Source organism: Flavobacterium anhuiense, from assembly GCF_900101855.1.
GTDB lineage: Bacteria > Bacteroidota > Bacteroidia > Flavobacteriales > Flavobacteriaceae > Flavobacterium > Flavobacterium anhuiense.
In genome coordinates, this window is the sequence record NZ_FMVC01000007.1 from 320,055 (window position 1) to 340,168 (window position 20,114).

Sequence of the window (20,114 nt, forward strand, 5' to 3'; positions counted from 1 at the left end):
GATATCACTTTTTCAAAGCATCAACTCCACCATGAGTTGGAACAACTTGTTTGATCGTTCCATCTGCATTAAACTCTAGTTTATCAATGCAGACTTCACGATGAAAGCCTCCAGCATCTCCCATTTTGATTCCTGTTGGATATGAGAATCTATGATACGTAATATACCATTCATCTTTGTTAGGAATTTGTAAAACCGAATTGTGTCCCGTAGCATAAATTCCTTCTTCTGGTTTTCCTTGAATTACAATATTGCTTTTAGGAATTTCAATTGGTCCGGTTGGTGAATTTGAAATCCCGTATCTTACTTTGTAATTTGGACTTCTGGTGTCATCTTCGCTCCAAAAGAAATAATATTTTCCGTTTCTATAAATCACATAGGTTCCTTCACGGAAAGTACTGTCAACAGTAATTACATTTGTTGTTCCTTTTTTTATTGAAACCATATCCGGATTTAGCTCTGCAACGCCCATATACATATTTCCCCAATACAAATAACTTTTACCCGTTTTGGGATCTGTAAAAACATCAGGATCAATTTCCTGACCGTCTTTTATTCCTTCTGGTCTTGCAGCTACAATTGCTTTTCCGCTGTCTTTAAAAGGTCCTGTGGGATTATCAGAAACCGCAACTCCAACTTTTTGTGCTGCAGTAAAATAGTAAAAATACTTATATTTTCCTTTTATCTTTTTTTCTACGATACATGGTGCCCAAGCATTTCTGTTTGCCCAAGCCACGTCTTTTTTAAGATCTAAAATTACTCCTTCATCTTTCCAATCCACTAAATTATCTGACGAAAAAGTTTTGAAATAATAACCTGACCAGCCGGCAAATCCGTCGCTTGTTGGATAGATGTAATATTTTTTTGTTTTGTTTGAATATAAAATTTCAGGATCGGCATAATACCCTTCCAAAACTGGATTATGATTTACTTTTGGAAGTTTTGCTGGCATTCCCCATTTGTCTGTAATTCGCTTTAATTCAGAACGGGTTATTGGAAGAATTGTTCCATGACGCGGATTAAAATCCATTGAAATGTCATTGTCAATTACGCTGAAATTTTCTAAATCTTTCGTTTTTGTAAATTGATATCTTCCTTTAGTGTAAACGTCGTACATCAAAATATACTCGTCTGAATTGTTTAATTTGAAAACACTCGAACCTTCTACTCCATCTTTTGTCTGCTGCAAATAATGGTCATTTTCAATCCAGTTTCCAGAAGTCAAATCTTTTGTAACTGCCACCTTGATTCCAGGCGTATTAGTTTCTGTTTTGTAAAAAAGATGATATTCTCCATTTTTTTCAATTATGTCCCCGTCAATACAAGCATTTCCTGACTTTGGAACGAATAACAATTTAGGAGCGCTTTCTAAAGCCGTGAAATCTTTATTCGTGTAAGCGTAATAAATTTTATCCGGTCCTCCTGCATGCTGCATGCTAAAGTAAATCATGTATTTACCCGCTTTTGTATCGTAAATAGTTTGTGGCGCCCAAACACGTTTTAGGTTTTCGTTTCCTGGAAATGTAGTTTGAATATTGACAATACTACTTTTCCAGTTTACTAAATCGGTACTTTTTAATAAAACCATTGCACGATTGCTGTCCCAACCTTTTGAAGAAGTCATATCAGTCAAAACCATATAAAAAGTCTTGCCATCTTCGCCACGCAATATATGCGGATCACGAACTCCTCCTGTCGAGCTTATTTTCTTACTGTCTATAACAGGTTTGTTGTTATTAAGGGCATAATAATGATATCCATCAGTACTTACGGCATAATTAACGGCTTCTTCTTCTATTTTATTCCCAATAAAATAAACGAATAAATAAGCTGTTAGATCTTTTTCGGCAATGACGGGCGGAATTCCTTTTGCTATATTTTGGGCTTGTAAAGGATCAAAAAGGCTTAATAATGATATAAGGCAAAAAAATATTCTCTTCATTTATTTTTTACTTTTTAATTGATATAACACTGAAGCGTGAGGTCTTAAATCGGCTCCAATTTCTTTCGAATTTAATTTAGATTTTTCTCCTGTCCACATATTTAAAACTTCCGCAGTACCTGAAATTCCGAGATCTGAAAGATTTACGGATACTTTCTGCGAATCTTTATCTGAAATATTAAATAAAGCTAAATAAACACTCCCATCTTTTGCATTTTTTGAAGTGACTGCAATCTTTCCATCTTTCTGAAAAAGCTGTTTTACTGCAGTACTTTCGTTATGCATTTTTACTACTTCTTTATTCGTTAATAACGATAAGGTGAAAGCATCATTGCTTGGTAAATCTCCGCCAAAAAACAATGGTGATTTGAAGATATTGAAAAATGTAATTAAAGTATATTGTTCGTCTTTTGTTAAACGAGTCATTCTGTCGTTGCCACGTTCTCCTCTAATCGAAATACGCCCTAACGGAATCATATCGCAATCTGGCCATGCTCCCGGTGCGATGTACGGATACCATTTTTGAGCAACATCCATTAAATGTGTGATATGCGGCCAAGTATCCCAAACATCATCTACCATACGCCACATATTGGCATGTGCAGATACGTGTGGCGCTGCTGAAATTGGTGTTTCTCCTGGAGATGTGCTTAAAACAATTTTACGCCCACATTTATCAATAGCGTTTCTAATTAAATTAATTTCTCCTTCATGATACGGTCTTGATAAATCATCAATTTTAATAAAATCTACTCCCCATTGTGCGTACAATTCGAAAATAGAATTATAATATTCCTGTGCTCCTGGTTTATCCGCTACAACTGTATAGTTATCTCTCAGCCATTCGCATTGTAATGCTGTTGAATAAATCTGATCTGCTGTGATTCCGTTTGCTCCTTTAATTGGCATTTTTTCTTCAACAGCTTTTTTCGGAATGCCACGCATAATATGGATTCCGAATTTTAATCCTTTTTTATGGATATAATCGGCTAGTGGTTTAAAACCTTGTCCGTCTTTTGCTGAAGGAAATCGGTTAACAGCTGGAAGATATCTCCCGTATTGATCGATTACATAACGAGGATCTGTTTGATTGTAACCGCCTGCTTTATCATTTTCGACAAACCAACGAATGTCTACAACGACATATTCCCATCCAAATTTCTTGAGCTCTTTTGCCATATAATCGGCATTGGCTTTGACTTCGTGTTCTTCAACCGTTGGTCCGTAACAATCCCAGCTATTCCAACCCATGGGCGGAGTCTGAGCCCATTGTTTAAATTCTTCTTTTTGAAATGTGTTTTGAGCGTTAGTTGCGGCTGATAGAAAAAAGGCTCCTATAGCCATTGTAAGTGAGTTTGTAATTTTCATCTGTGTTTTTATGTGTGGTTTTTACACTTTAAATATAATGAAATTTTATTGTTACAGACAAAAACTAGACCTGACAGGTTTTAAAAACCTGCCAGGTCTTTTCTTGCTTTGTTATTTCACATTTACAGTAACCTCAACAGGTTTTAGCCACTGGCTTGTAAATTTTACTTTTATTGGCGCTGTCGAATCTCCATTTGCCTGAATATATGCTGCAATATGTCCGTGGAAAACACGCTGTACATTATCTGTGTAATCGGTCATATCGCTGTTGTTTCCTGCTTCCAAACCTAATAAAGTCGCTGCTCCATTGATGGTGCAAGTCACTTCGTTGTCTGAAAGCATTACTGGAAGTCCGTTTTGGTCTTTTACCTGAACCATAATTTTAGCAACGCCTTTATTTTTACTAATGGTGATATCATTATCGGCAATAGTTAACTCAAATGGCTGTTGAGTAGAAGTAATGGCATAACGGCTTACTTCCTTATCGCTTTTATCTAACCCAACTGCTTCTAATTTTCCTGAAGCAAACGGAATATCCCAATAGATTATTCCCGTTTTTTCATCGTAGGGTTTCGTTTCTCCCACTACTTTCCCGTTCAATTCCAGACGTGCTTTTGCTGCATTGGTATAACAAACCACACGGATTTTTTGACCGTTTTCGTAATTCCAGATTGCCCATGCGTCTTTAGAAACATCTTTTTCATTTACTAATGGATAAGTTCCCAAATACGCCATCGGCTTATCTGACCATAATGACTGGCGGAAATAGCCTCTTGGTTTGATAATTCCAGCAAAATCAACTAAACCTGAGTAAAATCCTCGTGAAGGCCATCTTCCTGATTCTCCCAAATAATCGATTCCTGTCCAAAGGAACTGGCCGAAAATATGTTTGTTGTTTTTTACTGCGAGCCAAGGTTCCATATCATGTACATTTTCACTTCCAAAAATCACTCGCTTTGGATATTTTTCGTGATCTGACTGATATTTGCTTTCTGTGTAATTATAGCCTGTAATGTCTAAAGCGCCTGGATATTCTGTTTCGTTAGACATGGCAACTCCAGCTAAACCTGCCGTTGTCGGGCGAGATTTGTCGTATTTCTTTACCGCAGCCACCAAACGTTTTGCAATTGCTCCAAGTCGCATGGCATCTGGAGCGTCTTTTTTATAGCCTCCGTAAGCAGCCTGTCCAAATCCGTTTTTTCCCTGATCTAAAACTGGGTGAGAATACGGATCGTTTGGATAATCCACTTCATTGCCAATGCTCCATCCAAAAACGGAAAGATGGTTTCTGTCACGGCGTACAAAATCTTCTAAATCTTTTTCTGCCCAATCAGCAAAAATATCAAACGAGCCTTCAAATCCAGGTGTTCCATAATTCCATCCTTCTAGCCATTTGCGTTTTGGAAACTCCCATTCGTCATAAGCTTCGTTTAAAACCAATAATCCCAATTCATCGCAAAGTTCATAGAAGTCTGGCGCTTGCGGGTTATGGCTAGTACGGATTGCGTTTACTCCAATTTCTTTCAGGGTTTTTAATCTAGTTACCCAAACTTCTCTTGGAACTGCAGATCCTAAAACTCCCGCATCATGGTGCAAGCAAACGCCTTTCATTTTCATCCATTTTCCGTTAAGGGCAAAACCATTATTTGGATCGAATGTAAAACTTCTAAAACCTGTTTGAGTTACCGCTTTGTCTATTTCTTTACCGTCTTGTAAAACGGTTGTTTTTAACTGATATAAATTTGGATTGTCTAAATCCCATAATTGTGGATTCTTAACGTTGATTTTGGCTGAAACTTTTCCGTTTTGATTTGCTGCCACTTCAACTTTAGAAGTTGTTTTTCCAACCGATTTTCCATCTTTTGAAAACAGTTCGTTTACAACAGTCAATGTAGATTTAGAAGCAGAACCATTTTCTACATCAACCTCAACGTTCAATGTTCCAGCACCTTTTTTCACTTCTGGATAAGCATATACACCCCATTGTGCAATGTGAACTGGGTTTGCATAAACCAACCAAACATTTCTGTAAATTCCTGAACCAGTGTACCATCTTGAATCGGCACTTTGACTATGGTCAACACGTACTGAAATGGTGTTTTCTCCTCCAAATTTCACAAAAGGTGTAGCATCATAAGCGAATGAAATATAGCCGTTTGGACGTTTTCCTAATGATTTTCCATTGATAAAAACTTCGCTTCTGTTGTAAACTCCCTCAAAATACAAATACACTTTTTCTCCCGCTTTGCTTTGCGGAATATTGATTGATTTTCTGTACCAGCCAATCCCTCCCGGAAGATAACCTGTACAGCTTGCCAGAGTTGGACTCAGCTGGCCTTTTACGCTCCAATCGTGCGGTACATTTACACTCTGCCATTTAGTATCATCAAAAACAACATTTTTTGCATCTGGAGTTTCTTGAAGATTGAATTTCCAGTTGTCATTTATTTTTTTAGAATCTCCAAATGATATCTGGCAAAATGCCGATACACACGAAAAGAGAAGGACGGGAATTAGAGTTTTCTTAGTTAACATGTTTTTAGTTATTTTTTGTTTCAGGTTTCAAGTTTCAAGTTAGGTTTGAACGTGAAACCTGAAACTTGAAACAATTTTTTAATATTGCAATTCTCCCACAAATGTCACTACTGACCTTGCAGGAATTTCTAAATTTCCATTTTTTTGGACTTCGGCTCTTTTTAAATTTGATGCGTCAGAAGTTACATAAGGTGTGAACTCATTGTTTTTTAAAGTTCCTTTTGATAAATCGAATTTGTATTTCTGAGCTTCTTTGCCACAGTTTACAGCAACAACAATCAGTTTTTTGTTTAGAATGTCTTTGTAAGCGGTCAGCATTACATCGTTTGCTTTATCCAATTCATTTTGGTTTGGAACATCAACTCGCTGCATTCCCGGACGTACAAAAAGCGAATAATTGCCTAAAGCCCAAAGCAGTTTTGAATCGTGAAATTCTCCATCATTTCTCACATAATCTGGGGCCGTTCCTCCGTTACTTTTTCCATCATCCAGATAAATTAAGCCGTCTTTGTAATCAACTCTTGTAATAGAAGTCCACCATTGCCATGATGCGGCATTAGCAACGGCAATATCATTATGAATTAAACGGGCTACAAACAAAGCAGTCTGCATTCCTAAATCTCTTCCGCCGCCAGAACCTCCCGGAATTTCAGCTTCTCCCGGATTTTCTAAAATGCAATATTCCGACTGCCAGTATTTTAATCCTGGTTTTTGTTTTACTTCTGCGGCAATCAATTTTCGACTTAAAACTTGTCTTTCAATTGGCCAAGTAGTAAAATAACTATGCCCGAGAATTACATTTTTTACGTTTGAAAATTTTGTCACATTGGTCTTAGTGTTTCCGAAGAAATAATCGATCTGATTGTCACGATTTTCGGCATTTACATTTTCATATAAATAATCGATTTGCGCTGCTTCTGCAATTACGATTTCGGTGTTCAGTTTTTTAGCTTTCAGTTTCTCTGAAAGTGATTTGGTCAAATCATATATTTCCTGATTGGTCGCTGGTGTTCCCTCTTGACTGTTGGTATCCCCATTTTTTGGCATCCATTCCCATTGCGGTTCGTTTATCGGACTTACATAATCGAATTTGATTCCTTCTTTTTTCTCCAATCCCTGAATACTTTGAACTAAGAAATCAGCAAATTTTGGAATTGCACCATCTTTTAGATTCAGTTTATTCTTTTGAGAAGCAAAAGACAATCCGTTGTTCGTCATATGCACTGGCGGACTATTGGTAAAAATCAGGAATTTTTCTACTCCGCGTTTTTTGGCTGCCTGCAGAAACCATCTTTGGCCTTCCTGTTTTGAAAAATCGTAAGTTCCATCGGCATTCAAAAAGCATTCACTTCTTCTCCATTCGTCCGAAACTTTACTGTTTTCTCCTTGCTCTGCGCTTCCAGCGCCTAGATTAAATCTCCAAATCGAAAGTCCAATTCCTTTTGGATTTCCCTGTGCATCGATTTCTTTGCTAAACAATAAATCTGCAATGGCATTTTTTTTCTGTTCTGGCCAGTTTTTACCCACAAACTGTGTTCTCCAAGCATCAGAACCTCCAAAACCGTCCATGGTTTGTACTACATTATCTGTGCTGATGGTAACGGTTCGCTGTGCAAAAGACAGCGAACTAATTACCAATAAAAGCGAGAGATATATTTTCCTCATTTATATTTTTGTTTTTTAACCGCAAAGACGCCGAGTCATCGCAAGGTTCGCTAAGCTTATTTTTAGCTTTGCTCCCGATAGCTATCGGATTACGTTTTTTGTTTGTGTCTTTGCGGTTAATTTTTTATTCTTATTTATACGTTCCTACGTAGGTTACTATAGATCTAGCTGGAATTTCAAAACCAGCAACATCAACCGCTGTTCCTTTTTTCAAACTCAATGTTTCAGAAGTAATGTAAGGCGTTAATTTATTATCGGTTACAGCTCCGCCTGAAAGATTTAATTTGTAGGCTTTCGCCGATTTGCTCATGTTAACAGCAACGATTACCAATTTTTTATTTGTCGCATCTTTATAAGCCGTAACCATAACATCATTCAAAGCAGTTGAATTGTCAACACTAGGAATTTGAACTCTTACCATTCCTGGTTTAACGAAGAACGAAAAGTTTCCTAAAGCCCAAAGCGTTTTAGAATCTCTGATGTATCCGTCATTTTTACAGTAATCGGCATTTCCAGCTCCGTTGCTTGCTCCATCATCTACGTGAATTAATCCATCTTTATAATCACCACGACTTACTGCCGTCCACCACTGCCAAGATGTGACACCTCCAACAGCAATGTCTGTGCTGATGATGCGTGCTGTCCAAAGCGCCAATGACATTCCTAAATCTCTACCTGCGCCTGATCCACCCGGAAGTTCAGCTGTTCCTGGGCTTTCTAATACACAATATTCAGATGACCAAAGACTAACTCCACCAACCGATTGAATTCTCGCAGCTGCTGACTGTCTGGAAGAAATCATTTCTTGCAACGGCCAAGCCTGCCAATAGCTATGTCCAGAAATTGTCTTTTTTACATTGCTTAAACCTCCAATATTTTTAGAAGAATTAGCGGCAAAAAAATAATCGATCTGATTGGATCTGCTTTCTTTTCCTGAAACAGTTTTGTATAAAGATTCATAAGACCCGGCTTCTCCCACTACAATTTTTGCATCTAAGCCTTTTGATTGTAATTTTGGCGAAAGGACATTTACAAAACTATAAATATTAGCATTGGTTGCTGGAGAACCTTCTTGTCCAGAACCATCCCATTCATATTGCGGTTCGTTAAACGGACTCACATAATCAATAGTCAAACCATGTTCTGTTTTTAACTTTTCTAAGGATGTTGCCCAGAAATCAGCCAAATCTGGCATTTTACCTTCTTTTAAATTGTAAAATTCTTTGATCGTCGCATGGGCTTTTCCATTTTGAGTCAAATAAACAGGTGCGCTGTTGGCAAAAGCTAAAAGTTTTTCTACACCACGTTCTTTCGCGGCTTTCATAAACCAAACCTGACCTGCTTGTTTTGACATATTGTACGAAACTCCATCAGCAGTAAAGCATTCCGTTCTTCTCCATTCGTCTGTAATATCACTTGCGTCACCTTGTTCTGCGCTTCCTGTCCCAAGATTGAAACGCCACAAAGACAATCCAATTCCTTTTGGATTTCCGTCAGCATCCATACCTTGGCTGAATAATAAATCGGCTATTTTATTTCTTTTATCAGTAGGCCAATTTTTTCCAATAAAATTACATTGCCAAGCATCCGAAGCTCCAAAACTTTCCATGGTTTGAAGATTCATGTCTAAACTCACATTTAATTCCGCAACAGCATTTTCTGAACCTGAATTTTCAGATTTTTCAGCATCACAGCTTACAAAAAGGAAACTTGCGAAAAGTAAGCCTGCAAACAGCAGACTCACTTTATTTTGATTATTAAACTTCATGTTAGTATCCAGGATTTTGTTTAATGACATTACCACTTAAATCGATTTCTACTTGCGGAATTGGCCACAATAAGTGTTTAGAAGGATCAAAATTGATTCCTTTGTCTTGCGGTTCTCTCAAGTTAGTTGTTTCATATGGATCTGTAGAACTTAAATTATATTTCACAAAAGTTCCGTTTGGTCCCATTAAAGATTCTATAACCGGTCTTCCTGTTGTTGGGTCTTTTTCGCGGCGGATATCAAATAAACGCAATCCTTCAAAAGCCAATTCTAAACGGCGTTCTTTGTAGATTTGTCTCAATAAAGTTGGTCCCGAAATTCCTGTTTTTGGATCCAATTTCACACGTGCTCTAATGATGTTGATATCTGCTAAAGCATCACCACCTAAATGATAATTTGCTTCTGCTCTTGTCAAATACATTTCCGCCAAACGAATTAATGGAATGTTTAGCGGTAAGTGTCCGTCTTTTTTATCTAAAGAACGACGAGTTGCAATCGGAATATAATATTTACGGCAAATACGTCCTGATTTATTATCGTTTAAGCTAAACTTATGTGTTGGGTTTAAAACTTCATCTCCATAAGCTGCTTCTCCCCATTTTGTGATAGTACTTCTACGACGAATCACATCATTTTCAGAAAGATAAGCATTTTCTAAGTCACTTGTTGGCATACACCATCCCCATCCGTCTAAAACATCAGCAGCATCATTACTTGGAAAATTCTTCTTGTCTTCTCCTCTTGCTCCAGATAAAGTTGGCAATGCCGCGCCTAAATCTCTGTTTTGAATAGAAGAAGACTGCGCTTCTAAAATAGATTCTACTCCGTTATGATTGTTTACATTCCAAATATTTAAGAAATCTGCCTCTAACTGAAAAGGTCCTTCTGTGATAACTTTGTTCGAATAGGTTTTTGCCTCAGCCCATTTTTCTTGAAATAAAGAAACACGTGCCAATAAAGCATAAGCCGCCCATTTGTTTATTCTGCCGTCTCTATTTACAGGAGCACTTTCTAATTTAGCCGCCGCATCTTTAAGATCAGTTTCAATTTGCGCATATACTTCTGCAGCAGAACTTCTCTGTAAAGTTAAATCTCCTGTTCCTAATGATTTTGTATATAAAGGAACACCTCCAAAGAGATTTACCAATTCGTAGTAGCAATATGCACGCACAAATAAAGATTCTCCCATATATTGGTTTTTCTGGGCATCTGTAATTGGCGATTGAACCATTCTTTCTAAACCAATGTTTGCAGATTGAATGGTATAATAATGGGCTGTATAAATACTATTCATATCTCCCATATTATCTGGAGTAATAATGTATTGCGAACATGGTCTATGGGCTCCGCTGTCTTGTCCTGTATTTCCCATCCAAGCGTCATCTGTAGACATTTCGTTGGTCACTCTTGGAGCTGTTAGTGTCCACCAATCTTTGGCCAGCAGCAATCGCTGTGTTAACTCATTAGCATAATTTTCGCATTCTTGCGCGGTTTGAAAATAATTTTCTAAAGTCTGTGTTCCTCTTTGTTCTTTTTCAATAAAATCGCTGCAAGAAACTGCTAATAGAGAAAAAGCTATTATTGATACTATTATTTTTTTCATGATCGTTTTGATTAAAATGCAACATTAAGTCCCATCAAGATTGTTGGCTGTACTGGATAATTCCATCCTCCAAAACCTGATCCTTTTACTCTATCTCCCTGATTAGGATCTCCTCCAGCAACCTCAGGATCAACTCCTGTATACTTTGTCCATGTCCATAAATTCTGGCCCGATAATGAAACTCTTAATTTATCCAATCCGAATTTGTTATAGAAAGAATATCCTACTTGTAAATTTTTCATACGCACATAAGAGCCATCTTCTACATAAAGAGAAGAGAATTTGGTAAAGTTTTCGTTGTTATCGTCTTTAGACAAACGAGGGATATAGTTTGAAGTCCCTTCGCCATGCCAAGCCATCTGCTCCAATCCACTTACTTTGTTAGTTAAACTTGCACCATTGTATAAATCCGATATGTTCTGGTTAACGATTTCATTTCCGATACTTGAATAGAAATTGGCCACTAAATCAAATCCTTTGTAAGCAAAATTTAAATTCAAACCAATGTTGTAATCAGCCCACGGAGAACCTATTTTTGTTCTGTCTTTTTCATCTATTTTTCCATCGCCGTTTAAATCTTTAAAGCGAACGTCTCCTACTTGTGCATACGGCTGTAATTTCGTTCCGTGCTCATCTGTATGCGAGTTTAATTCCGTTTGGTTTTGGAACAATCCATCTGCCACATATCCGTAGAAATACCCAGGAACGTCACCTTTAACAGTTAAGGTTCTGTTTCCTGATCCGTATAATCTTTCTCCATCAGAAGAAAGCGATACCATATCTACATTCACTGTTGTAAAAGTTACGTCTACCCCATAAGAGAAATCACCTTTTTTATCTTTATAAGAAACAAGCAAATCGATACCGCTGGACTGCATAGAACCAACATTGGTCCACATTCTTGAATAATCTGGAAATCCGCTATACGTTGGAAACTGTTTTAAGAACAGCATGTCATTGGTTTTCTTTTTATAATATTCCAAAGAGCCTGAAAGTTTGTTTTTCCAGAAACCGAAATCCAAACCAAAACTCATATCTTCTACCGTTTCCCATTTAATGTCTTTATTTGCCATTGAAGAAGGAAAAGAAGTATCAACAACCCCTCCGCCAATTACATAATATCCTTGCCCAATATTTGATTGATAAACCGCATCTGGCAAACCTTGATTTCCTACTTTACCCCATCCTGCTCTTAATCTTAAGTCGCTAACGAAATCTTTGGCAGATTCCATAAAGCCTTCGTTTAAAATTCTCCAGGAAACCGATGCAGAAGGGAAATTTGCCCATTTGTTATTGGTCATAAATTTTGAAGAGCCATCACGTCTAAATGTTCCAGTGAAATAATACTTTTCATCATAATTATAAGAAAAACGAGAGATATAAGACATTAAGGAACTTGACCAGCTGTTTCCTTTACTGTCTTTATTTTTGGTTGCCGCATTTAACTCTCTCATAGAATCTGAGTTGTTTGGCACCCCTTCTCCATATCCCCAAAGATCATTGCCGTTATACTCTTCCATGGTATTACCCACCATTAAAGAAGCATGGTGTTTTTCTGCAAATTTTCTAGAGTACGTAATCGTATTCTGCCAAGTCCAATCTACATTTGTAGTATTCCATTTTTCAACAGTATTAATTTCTTGTTTTTCGTGAGCTGCGTCAATTACAAAATCTGGAACGAATTTATTTCTCACTTTGTCTCCAACCTCAACAGATGCTTGTGTACGAATCACTAAACCTTTTATTGGCTCGTACTGTAAATATCCGTTTGTGTTTAAATTGTACTGATCGGTATAGTCGTCATATCTTTTTACAGCTGCAACCGGATTCCATACATAAGATGGAGATCTTGCATAAATGCTGTATTCATTTTCTGTTCCGTTCAACTGATCTACTGGTTTGTAAATTGGCGTAATGGGATCAATTTTATCGAAGTCAGCCCAGTTTCCAGGTGCTCCCCAAGTTTCATAACGCGGATTTAATGTAATTCCTGCTGACAGCTTTTTTGAGAATTTAAAATCGTTGGCAATTCTCATTGTTATTCTTTCCCATCCGCCTATACCGTAAATAGATTCCGAATTATAATAATTCAGACTTATTCCGTAAGTATGTTTGTCAGAGCCTCCTGAAATTCCTAAAGAAGCATTGGTAACGGGTGTTCCTTTTCTAATTCCTTCCTTCCACCAATCTGTCGTTTTTCCTCTGTATTGGGACGGATTTGGCAGATAATCAGCATAACCTGAATTATTGTTGGCCGTATTCATTATTCGGGCGTAAGTTTCTGCATCAGCCATATCGTATGGATTATTCATAATCTGCATACCAGAGCTTAAATCGAAAGTAAATCTGGTTTTGCCTTCTTTACCTTTTTTAGTGGTGATCAAAATAACTCCGTTAGACGCGCGAGAACCGTAAATAGCACTTGCAGAAGCATCTTTTAAAACTTCCATAGATTCTATTTCGTTGTTGCTTAAGAAATTGATGCTTGTTCCCATCGGAATTCCGTCTACTACATACAATGGATCTGTGTTTAAATTTAAAGTCGAAATACCACGAATTAAAACTCTTGGCTGCGCTCCTGGACCTCCTTGTCCCGTAACCTGCACTCCAGAAACTTTTCCTTGAAGCGATTCTGCTACGTTACCAACAGTCATAGTTTGCAATTCTTTTCCTTTTACAGAAGAAATCGAACTCGTAACGTCGCTCTTTTTTACGGCCGCATAACCTACTACCACTATCTCATCTAATGCCTGACTTGATTCCTGCATTACTACACTAATTTCTGTTTTATCTCCAACTGATACAAGCTGGGAAGTAAAACCTACAAACGAGAATTCGATTTGTGCATTTTTGTTTGGAACACTGATAGTATAATTTCCATCAAAATCAGTTGCTGCCGATGTCGAAGTTCCTTTTACTATTACATTTACTCCTGGAATCGGCACATTGGCTTTATCCTTAACAGTACCTTTTATTTTTATTTGTCCAAAAGATACAGCAGTACACAAAAGGGCAATAAAAAATCCTATATATTTAAATTTCATATCAAGCTGTTTTATTTGTTTAATGTTACAACTACGTTATAACCAACTATTTTTTTGTTATAAATACTCTTTCCAATTCGGTATCTAAGACTACTTTGTAAACACCTGGAGCGGCAGGATATTTGGCATTTCCATTTTCTCCTGGCGACATGGTTGCAATTCCATTTTTGATTAGTCTCCAAGAAGGATCCCACCATTGGCCTGTGAAAGTTGCTTCTATAGTTCCCGTTAAAGTGTATTCTCCAACCAATTGATATGGATTGGCAGGATTATTAGTTAAGTGTAAACTTTTTTGAGTCCAAGCATCCCAAGTATCCCAAGTTGCTCCTTGAATTCCGCCGCCGCAAACACTTACAAATGGTTTTCTTAACGCAGCATCATCATGCCATAAACCATTTGCAATATCTGCCCAAACTTTACTTGTTGGAGTATATTTCTCAGCAGTATATTTTAAAGTATTTGGATTTACTTTTATTTTATAATATCCTTTTGTTGGCAAAATAATTGGCGTTGAAGCAACATCATCTACTAATTCTCCAGAAGCATTTAAACCAAAGCAATGAGGGGCAAAATCAGATTCCTGACCTAAGAAATATACTTCTTTGTTGTCTTTATCGGCGTAATACTTGAATTCGAAATCCTGTCCGCTTTTTTCATGGAAATACATCGGAACTCCAACTGCATCTGTAGTCAGATTGGTCCCTTTTGGCTGATCGCATAAATAGATAGCTGGATATTCATTAGTAGCCACAATATTTACGTTTAGTGCTCCTGAATTTGGAATCGCAAATTTATCTTTAGCAGTAATTGTTAAAACATAATTAGCAGCAGTTACTGGCAATTTATATGTTTTGTTGAATGTATATGACTGCGGAGATCCTGACAACTGAATCATTTCATCGATTCCTAAAGCTTCACATTTTACTTGTACATAATCGATTCCTGAATCATCGTTTACTACAAAATTTACTGGCATTTCATTACTTGTAGACAACAAAATCACCGCCCCTTCTTTTGGCGTAACCATTGTTATGCTGGGAGCCGCAAACTCACCATCTAAACGCAGATTAATCTCTTCGTTGACAACATTGCCTGAAACGTCTGTAATAGCTAGTTTAATTTTGAAAGATTCCGACGTTCCTCGATCTGCAGGAATTTCAAAAAAATAACTTAAATCATACGATTTTAAAAGCGGATCTGTTCCAAAAGAAATTACTTTATCCAGAGATAATTCTGGAATCTGAATTTGTACGCTTTTTAATCCTAAATCGTCTGCAAGCGCAGCTTTAATTTCAAATTTTCTACTCGGAGCTCCATAGATCTCTTTTGTAGAAACTACCACCGTAGGATTATCAGAACTTGGAAATCCTGATTCATTATTTTGGCATCCTGTTACGAGAAGGCCAAAAAGAGCAAGAAAAAATAAAAATACATTTTTTTTCATTTCTTTAATTTTTGAGGTTAGGTTAGTTAGTTTTTTTTCTAAAAGTCAAAGTTTGTTTTTTAAATCTCGTAGGTTATTCGAGGTAATGCTTTTTTTATGTGAGGCGGTAAAAAAAGTAAACCGATTATTATGTGGTCATTTTCATATTATTTGAGTTTGGTTACATGGTTAGATATTTCTTTTTTATTTCCTTTTAAGTTTATAATAAGTGCCTTTTTTAAGTAACCCAGCAGCTTAAATTAACTGCTGGATTGATAAGTAATGAAAAACAACCACTACTGATCTTAAAGTTTAAAGAGTGCTCAGTTCTTTAAACAGATAACTAACTATCTTAATTAACACTTATGACTAACAGCAAAACCTATTTGTTGATTGCTATTACTGCAAAGAAATGTTTAAATAACACTTCTGATGAGGGGTAAATTGGAAAAAAAAGGAGGTCAAAATTGTAATTAACCATTATTTTGAATTAAATTTTAAAGAGTATTTAAAATCATGTGGGATTTTTTACAAAATATATAATTATTGAATAAAATGCAGTTTTTAAGCTAAAACGTTTGAGCTGGATAAAAAAATTCAAGCTTTCACTAAAAAAAACAGCTGATTCTGCAACAGTAAAAATGAATGTAGCACCTATTTAATGATATTCAAGTCAGAATTGAATGACGTTTTATACTTTTTGATATATTCTGAAGGAGTCATTCCAAAAAGTTTTACAAACTGTTGTCTAAAATATTTCGGATCTTCAAATCCAACCTCGGTACTCGCCTGAGTAATATTCATATCTTCAGTCAGCATCAGCATCGCTGCTCTTCTGATTCGCAAAGAACGAATAAAAGCATTTAAGGTTTGACCAGAAATAATTTTGATCTTAGTATAAAGCGTTCTGTGGCTCATTCCCATTTCAAGGGCAAAAGTTCGAATCGTGAAATCTTTTTTATGAATATTAGCTTCAACAATTTCTATGCATTTTTTTAATATCTCTTGATATTCAACAGGAACTTTCTGGGTATTTTCTTTTAATGTTATACTATCCAAGAAATAGGTTCGCAAGTTATGGCGATTTCGCAATAGAGAATCGACTCTTGCTGTGAGAATATCATCATCAAATGGTTTTGTGATATAGTCATCTGCGCCCTCATTAATTCCTTGCAAATGAGTTTCTGGATTTTTAGATGCTGTCAATAAAATAACGGGAATATGTGATAGAGCGTTATCTTCTTTAATTCTTCGGCACAGCTCTAAACCATCCATAGCTTCCATTGTAATATCGCTAATGACAAGATCTGGCATATGTTTTTTGGTCATTTTTAAACCTTCTTCGCCATTTTCAGCACTGTAGACTATATAATTATCAGCAAATAACTTAATAAGGTACGCTCTAATTTCTGCATTATCATCAATAATCAAAACGGTTCGCTTATCGCTTAACATAGTCTTCTTAAAATCACTGTCTGCTATTGAAGTCATTGCTGCAGGAATCGGCTCTTCGATTTCATCTGGAATCAATTCATCAAATAATTGGCTTCGCTGTGGTTTTTCATTGGTAATTTCTATATCCTCAAAATGACTGTTTCCTTTTAAAAATGCCAATTTAAATGTACTTCCCTTTCCTTTCTCACTGCTGCAGAGTACAGATCCTTTATGTTTGTCAACGAAATATTTAACAATATAAAGTCCAATGCCAAAACCAGTTCCAACTGAAACTTTCGAATTAATTTGTCTGAATTTTTCAAAAATAACATCAATATCTTTTTTATCAATTCCATCTCCGCTATCACTTATTTCAAGAAAAACTTCATCATCATTTTCAGTTACTGTCAAATTGATTTCGCCTCGAATTGGCGTGTATTTAAAAGCATTTGACATTAAATTAAACAGTGAAATTTCAATCTTTTCATAATCCCCAATAATGGTAATTTCGTGTTCTGGAATAATGAAATTATAACTAATCTGTTTTTCCTTTGCCTGATTGACGAAGCATTGATACACTTCATTCGAAAGATTATTTACATCTATTGGAGACAAACGCAAAGAATCGGCATCATTTTCTGCTTTTCTTAGTAAAAGTAATTGATCTACCAAACTTAAAAGTCTTCTGGCATTTCGATGAGCAATTGCCAAATCACTTCCAGAAGAGCCCTTTTCGACAATTTCTTTTTGAACTGCTTTTTTCAGCGGATTAATAATCAGCGAAAGCGGTGTTCTAAATTCATGCGAAATATAAGTAAACATAGACGACTGCTTTTCGGCAATCTCTTTTTCTTTCTTGCTTTCAAGCTCTGCGATTTTAACCTTATACTTTAATTTTTCTTTGTTTTTGTTATAATCCAAATATAAAAATAGTATTCCCCCAATTGCTAAAAGATATAAGGCATAAGCCCACCAAGTTCTATACCAAGGCGGTAAAACTGTTATAGAAACCAGACTTACTTCTTTATTCCATCCGCCTTGAAAATTGGTTGTCTTTACTTTAAAGGTGTATTTCCCCTCTGGAAGTCGCGAATAATTTGCTTTTCTGGTTTGGCCCACATAGTTCCACTGCTGATCCCAACCTTCCAAAAAATAGGCATAATTTATCTTATCTGCATTATTGTAGTCTAGCGCCACAAATTCTAATGACAAAGTGGTTTGATCGTATTCCAAGCTAACTTCTTTGATTTTATTAGAACTCACATCAACCTCAGCTTTACTTTCTTCAATAAGCTGATTATTGACGTAAAAATCTGTTAGCAAGACATTATTTTTTTGGATAAAGCCTTTTATTGTATGGGGATAAAAAACATTAAAACCGTTTATGCCTCCAAAAAGAAATTCCCCAGATGATAGTTTTATTCCAGCATTAAAACTAAACTGATTGCTTTGAAGTCCGTCATTTACAGAAAAATTACGGAATGTTTTAGTCTTTTTATCGTATCGGCAGATTCCATTATAAGTACTCATCCACAAGTTTCCTTCTTGATCTTCCAAAAGCCTTAGAATGGAATTTGAAGGCAGACCATCGTCTATTGTTAATCTTTTAAAAGTATTGGTCTTTCGGTCAAATAAAAGCAGACCTCCTTCTTGCGTTCCAACCCAAAGATTTTTATCCTTGTCTTCATGAATACATCTGATAGGATTTCCAATTACTTTTTTAGTGATTTTGCGAGTATTTTTGTCAATAGATAAAAGCGAAGTATAATTTCCTGCCCATAACTTTCCATCAGAAGTTTCGATCATGCATTGCAGGTTATCGATTCTTTTATCGAAAGGTTCAAAGACATCTTTTTTTCGATTTAAAAGATACAGTGTACCTTCATTTGTCGAACTTGCCCAAATATTTGCTTTTGAATCTTTAAAGACAAACCAGATATTTTTCTCAATTTGTTTGGTATAAGGATTATAGCAAGAATATTTTTTAACGTTATTCGTACTCTTGTTTATTTTATTGATTCCTCCAGCCCAAGTTGAAATCCAGATATCGTTAGTATTATCACGAACTATTCCTGTTATAAAAGGACTAGACAGCGAATTTCCATAATTTGTATAATTGTTGTTTTTTCTATCCCAATATTTTAAGCCTGCACCGTCTGTACCGACCCAAACATTCTTATTTTCATCTTCGCAAAAAGATAAAATAAAATTGTCTGCTGGATCTGTGGCATTATAACGAACACTTTTAAAATACTTTGGTGTATCACTCAGCATACTGATTCCTCCACGAAGTGAGCCAAACCATTTATTGCCTGATTGGTCTTCGTATAAACTCCAAACCGAATTGCTTTTGGCTAATTGTTCGTTATAAGAAAGAAGCTTTTTAGTATTCGGATTAATGTAGAAAATGCCACAACCATCTGTTGTAACCCAAATTTTTCCTTTTTTATCTACTAGAACATCTGTAACGCTGCATTTATTGGTGAAATAATTTTCTGAAACAGAACCTGTTTTGGTATTCATTAAAAACAAACCTTCGTCTGTTCCTAACAGAAGATTTCCATCAGAAGAAAGTTTAATGGCTTTTACTCCTATTGAAAGTGGAAAAACAATTTTTAAGTCTTTAGCCTTATAATTATAAGAGCAAATTCCAACATTACGAACATACACCCAACATCCTGATTTTTCTTTATTTTCCTGAATTGCAATAGCATCATAATTAGAAATGGTAATCTTATTTCCTAATGCGTTGAGCGGGATATGTTTTCCTGTGAAAGAACCATTTTCAAAAGCCAATAATCCTAATTTCTGCGAAGCAACCAAAACCAAATTATCTGACACGGAGCGCATCTGATGTATAATATCTTGTAGCACTTTGGGCTTATCATCCCACAGCGTATATTGAACCGTATGAAATGATGCTTTTGTTTTATCGTAAATACAAATTCCGCTAGTTCCTCCGACCCAGATATTATTTCTAGAGTCACCCTCTATATTATAAATGGTATTGAATAAAAGAGATTTTTTATCGTTGATTCGGTTTCTAAAAACTTTAAAATTATATCCGTCATATCGATTTAAACCGTCATAGGTTCCAAACCACATATAGCCTTCCTTATCCTGATAAATTGTGGTAATGGAATTGTTAGACAAACCGTCTGATATGTCAAGAAATTTGATGGGATAATCCTGCGAATATCCTACCAAAGAAAATCCAATTAACAGTAGAAGATGTAGAACTAAACGCTTCAAAATGTACATTATTATATTCGTGTAAAGAGTACAATTATAAGCTAATTTTAGGAAAATTTTAAAAAAAGAATGCAGAAATG

At 36.0% G+C, this 20,114-nt stretch carries 9 protein-coding genes; all 9 read right to left on the bottom strand.

Translation table 11 applies throughout. The annotated features are described in order from the left end of the window. Positions 1–4 precede the first annotated feature (4 nt). The gene (locus BLP44_RS18945) at positions 5–1,942 is read right to left on the bottom strand and encodes a glycoside hydrolase family 43 protein (protein WP_091135196.1); all 1,938 of its coding nucleotides are present in this window, start codon (positions 1,940–1,942) and stop codon (positions 5–7) included. Further along, positions 1,943–3,310 (bottom strand): glycoside hydrolase family 27 protein, encoded by a 1,368-nt coding sequence (locus tag BLP44_RS18950; protein ID WP_091135197.1) that lies wholly within the window; start codon positions 3,308–3,310, stop codon positions 1,943–1,945. 111 nt (positions 3,311–3,421) lie between these two features. Continuing rightward, complete coding sequence (locus tag BLP44_RS18955; protein WP_091135199.1) at positions 3,422–5,845, bottom strand: glycoside hydrolase family 2 TIM barrel-domain containing protein; 2,424 nt, start codon at positions 5,843–5,845, stop codon at positions 3,422–3,424. 78 nt (positions 5,846–5,923) lie between these two features. Further along, positions 5,924–7,510, bottom strand: coding sequence for a glycoside hydrolase (locus tag BLP44_RS18960; RefSeq protein ID WP_091135201.1), 1,587 nt, complete (start codon positions 7,508–7,510; stop codon positions 5,924–5,926). 130 nt (positions 7,511–7,640) lie between these two features. After that, positions 7,641–9,278 carry a glycoside hydrolase gene (locus BLP44_RS18965; protein WP_244511819.1) on the bottom strand — a complete coding sequence of 546 codons (1,638 nt, stop codon included), beginning with the start codon at positions 9,276–9,278 and terminating at the stop codon, positions 7,641–7,643. Position 9,279: 1 nt separating this feature from the next. Next, positions 9,280–10,881, bottom strand: coding sequence for a RagB/SusD family nutrient uptake outer membrane protein (locus BLP44_RS18970; protein WP_091135204.1), 1,602 nt, complete (start codon positions 10,879–10,881; stop codon positions 9,280–9,282). Positions 10,882–10,892: 11 nt separating this feature from the next. After that, positions 10,893–13,925, bottom strand: coding sequence for a SusC/RagA family TonB-linked outer membrane protein (locus BLP44_RS18975; protein ID WP_091135206.1), 3,033 nt, complete (start codon positions 13,923–13,925; stop codon positions 10,893–10,895). A gap of 46 nt (positions 13,926–13,971) precedes the next feature. Beyond that, positions 13,972–15,369 carry a hypothetical protein gene (locus BLP44_RS18980; RefSeq protein WP_091135207.1) on the bottom strand — a complete coding sequence of 466 codons (1,398 nt, stop codon included), beginning with the start codon at positions 15,367–15,369 and terminating at the stop codon, positions 13,972–13,974. 633 nt (positions 15,370–16,002) lie between these two features. Beyond that, positions 16,003–20,043 (bottom strand): hybrid sensor histidine kinase/response regulator transcription factor, encoded by a 4,041-nt coding sequence (locus BLP44_RS18985; protein ID WP_244511820.1) that lies wholly within the window; start codon positions 20,041–20,043, stop codon positions 16,003–16,005. Between the last annotated feature and the right edge of the window lie 71 nt (positions 20,044–20,114).

Bases quoted from the DNA above. Each gene is read 5' to 3' on its own strand.
- BLP44_RS18945 (WP_091135196.1), bottom strand. From the start codon at position 1,942: ATGAAGAGAATATTTTTTTGCCTTATATCATTATTAAGCCTTTTTGAT.
- BLP44_RS18950 (WP_091135197.1), bottom strand. From the start codon at position 3,310: ATGAAAATTACAAACTCACTTACAATGGCTATAGGAGCCTTTTTTCTA.
- BLP44_RS18955 (WP_091135199.1), bottom strand. From the start codon at position 5,845: ATGTTAACTAAGAAAACTCTAATTCCCGTCCTTCTCTTTTCGTGTGTA.
- BLP44_RS18960 (WP_091135201.1), bottom strand. From the start codon at position 7,510: ATGAGGAAAATATATCTCTCGCTTTTATTGGTAATTAGTTCGCTGTCT.
- BLP44_RS18965 (WP_244511819.1), bottom strand. From the start codon at position 9,278: ATGAAGTTTAATAATCAAAATAAAGTGAGTCTGCTGTTTGCAGGCTTA.
- BLP44_RS18970 (WP_091135204.1), bottom strand. From the start codon at position 10,881: ATGAAAAAAATAATAGTATCAATAATAGCTTTTTCTCTATTAGCAGTT.
- BLP44_RS18975 (WP_091135206.1), bottom strand. From the start codon at position 13,925: ATGAAATTTAAATATATAGGATTTTTTATTGCCCTTTTGTGTACTGCT.
- BLP44_RS18980 (WP_091135207.1), bottom strand. From the start codon at position 15,369: ATGAAAAAAAATGTATTTTTATTTTTTCTTGCTCTTTTTGGCCTTCTC.
- BLP44_RS18985 (WP_244511820.1), bottom strand. From the start codon at position 20,043: ATGTACATTTTGAAGCGTTTAGTTCTACATCTTCTACTGTTAATTGGA.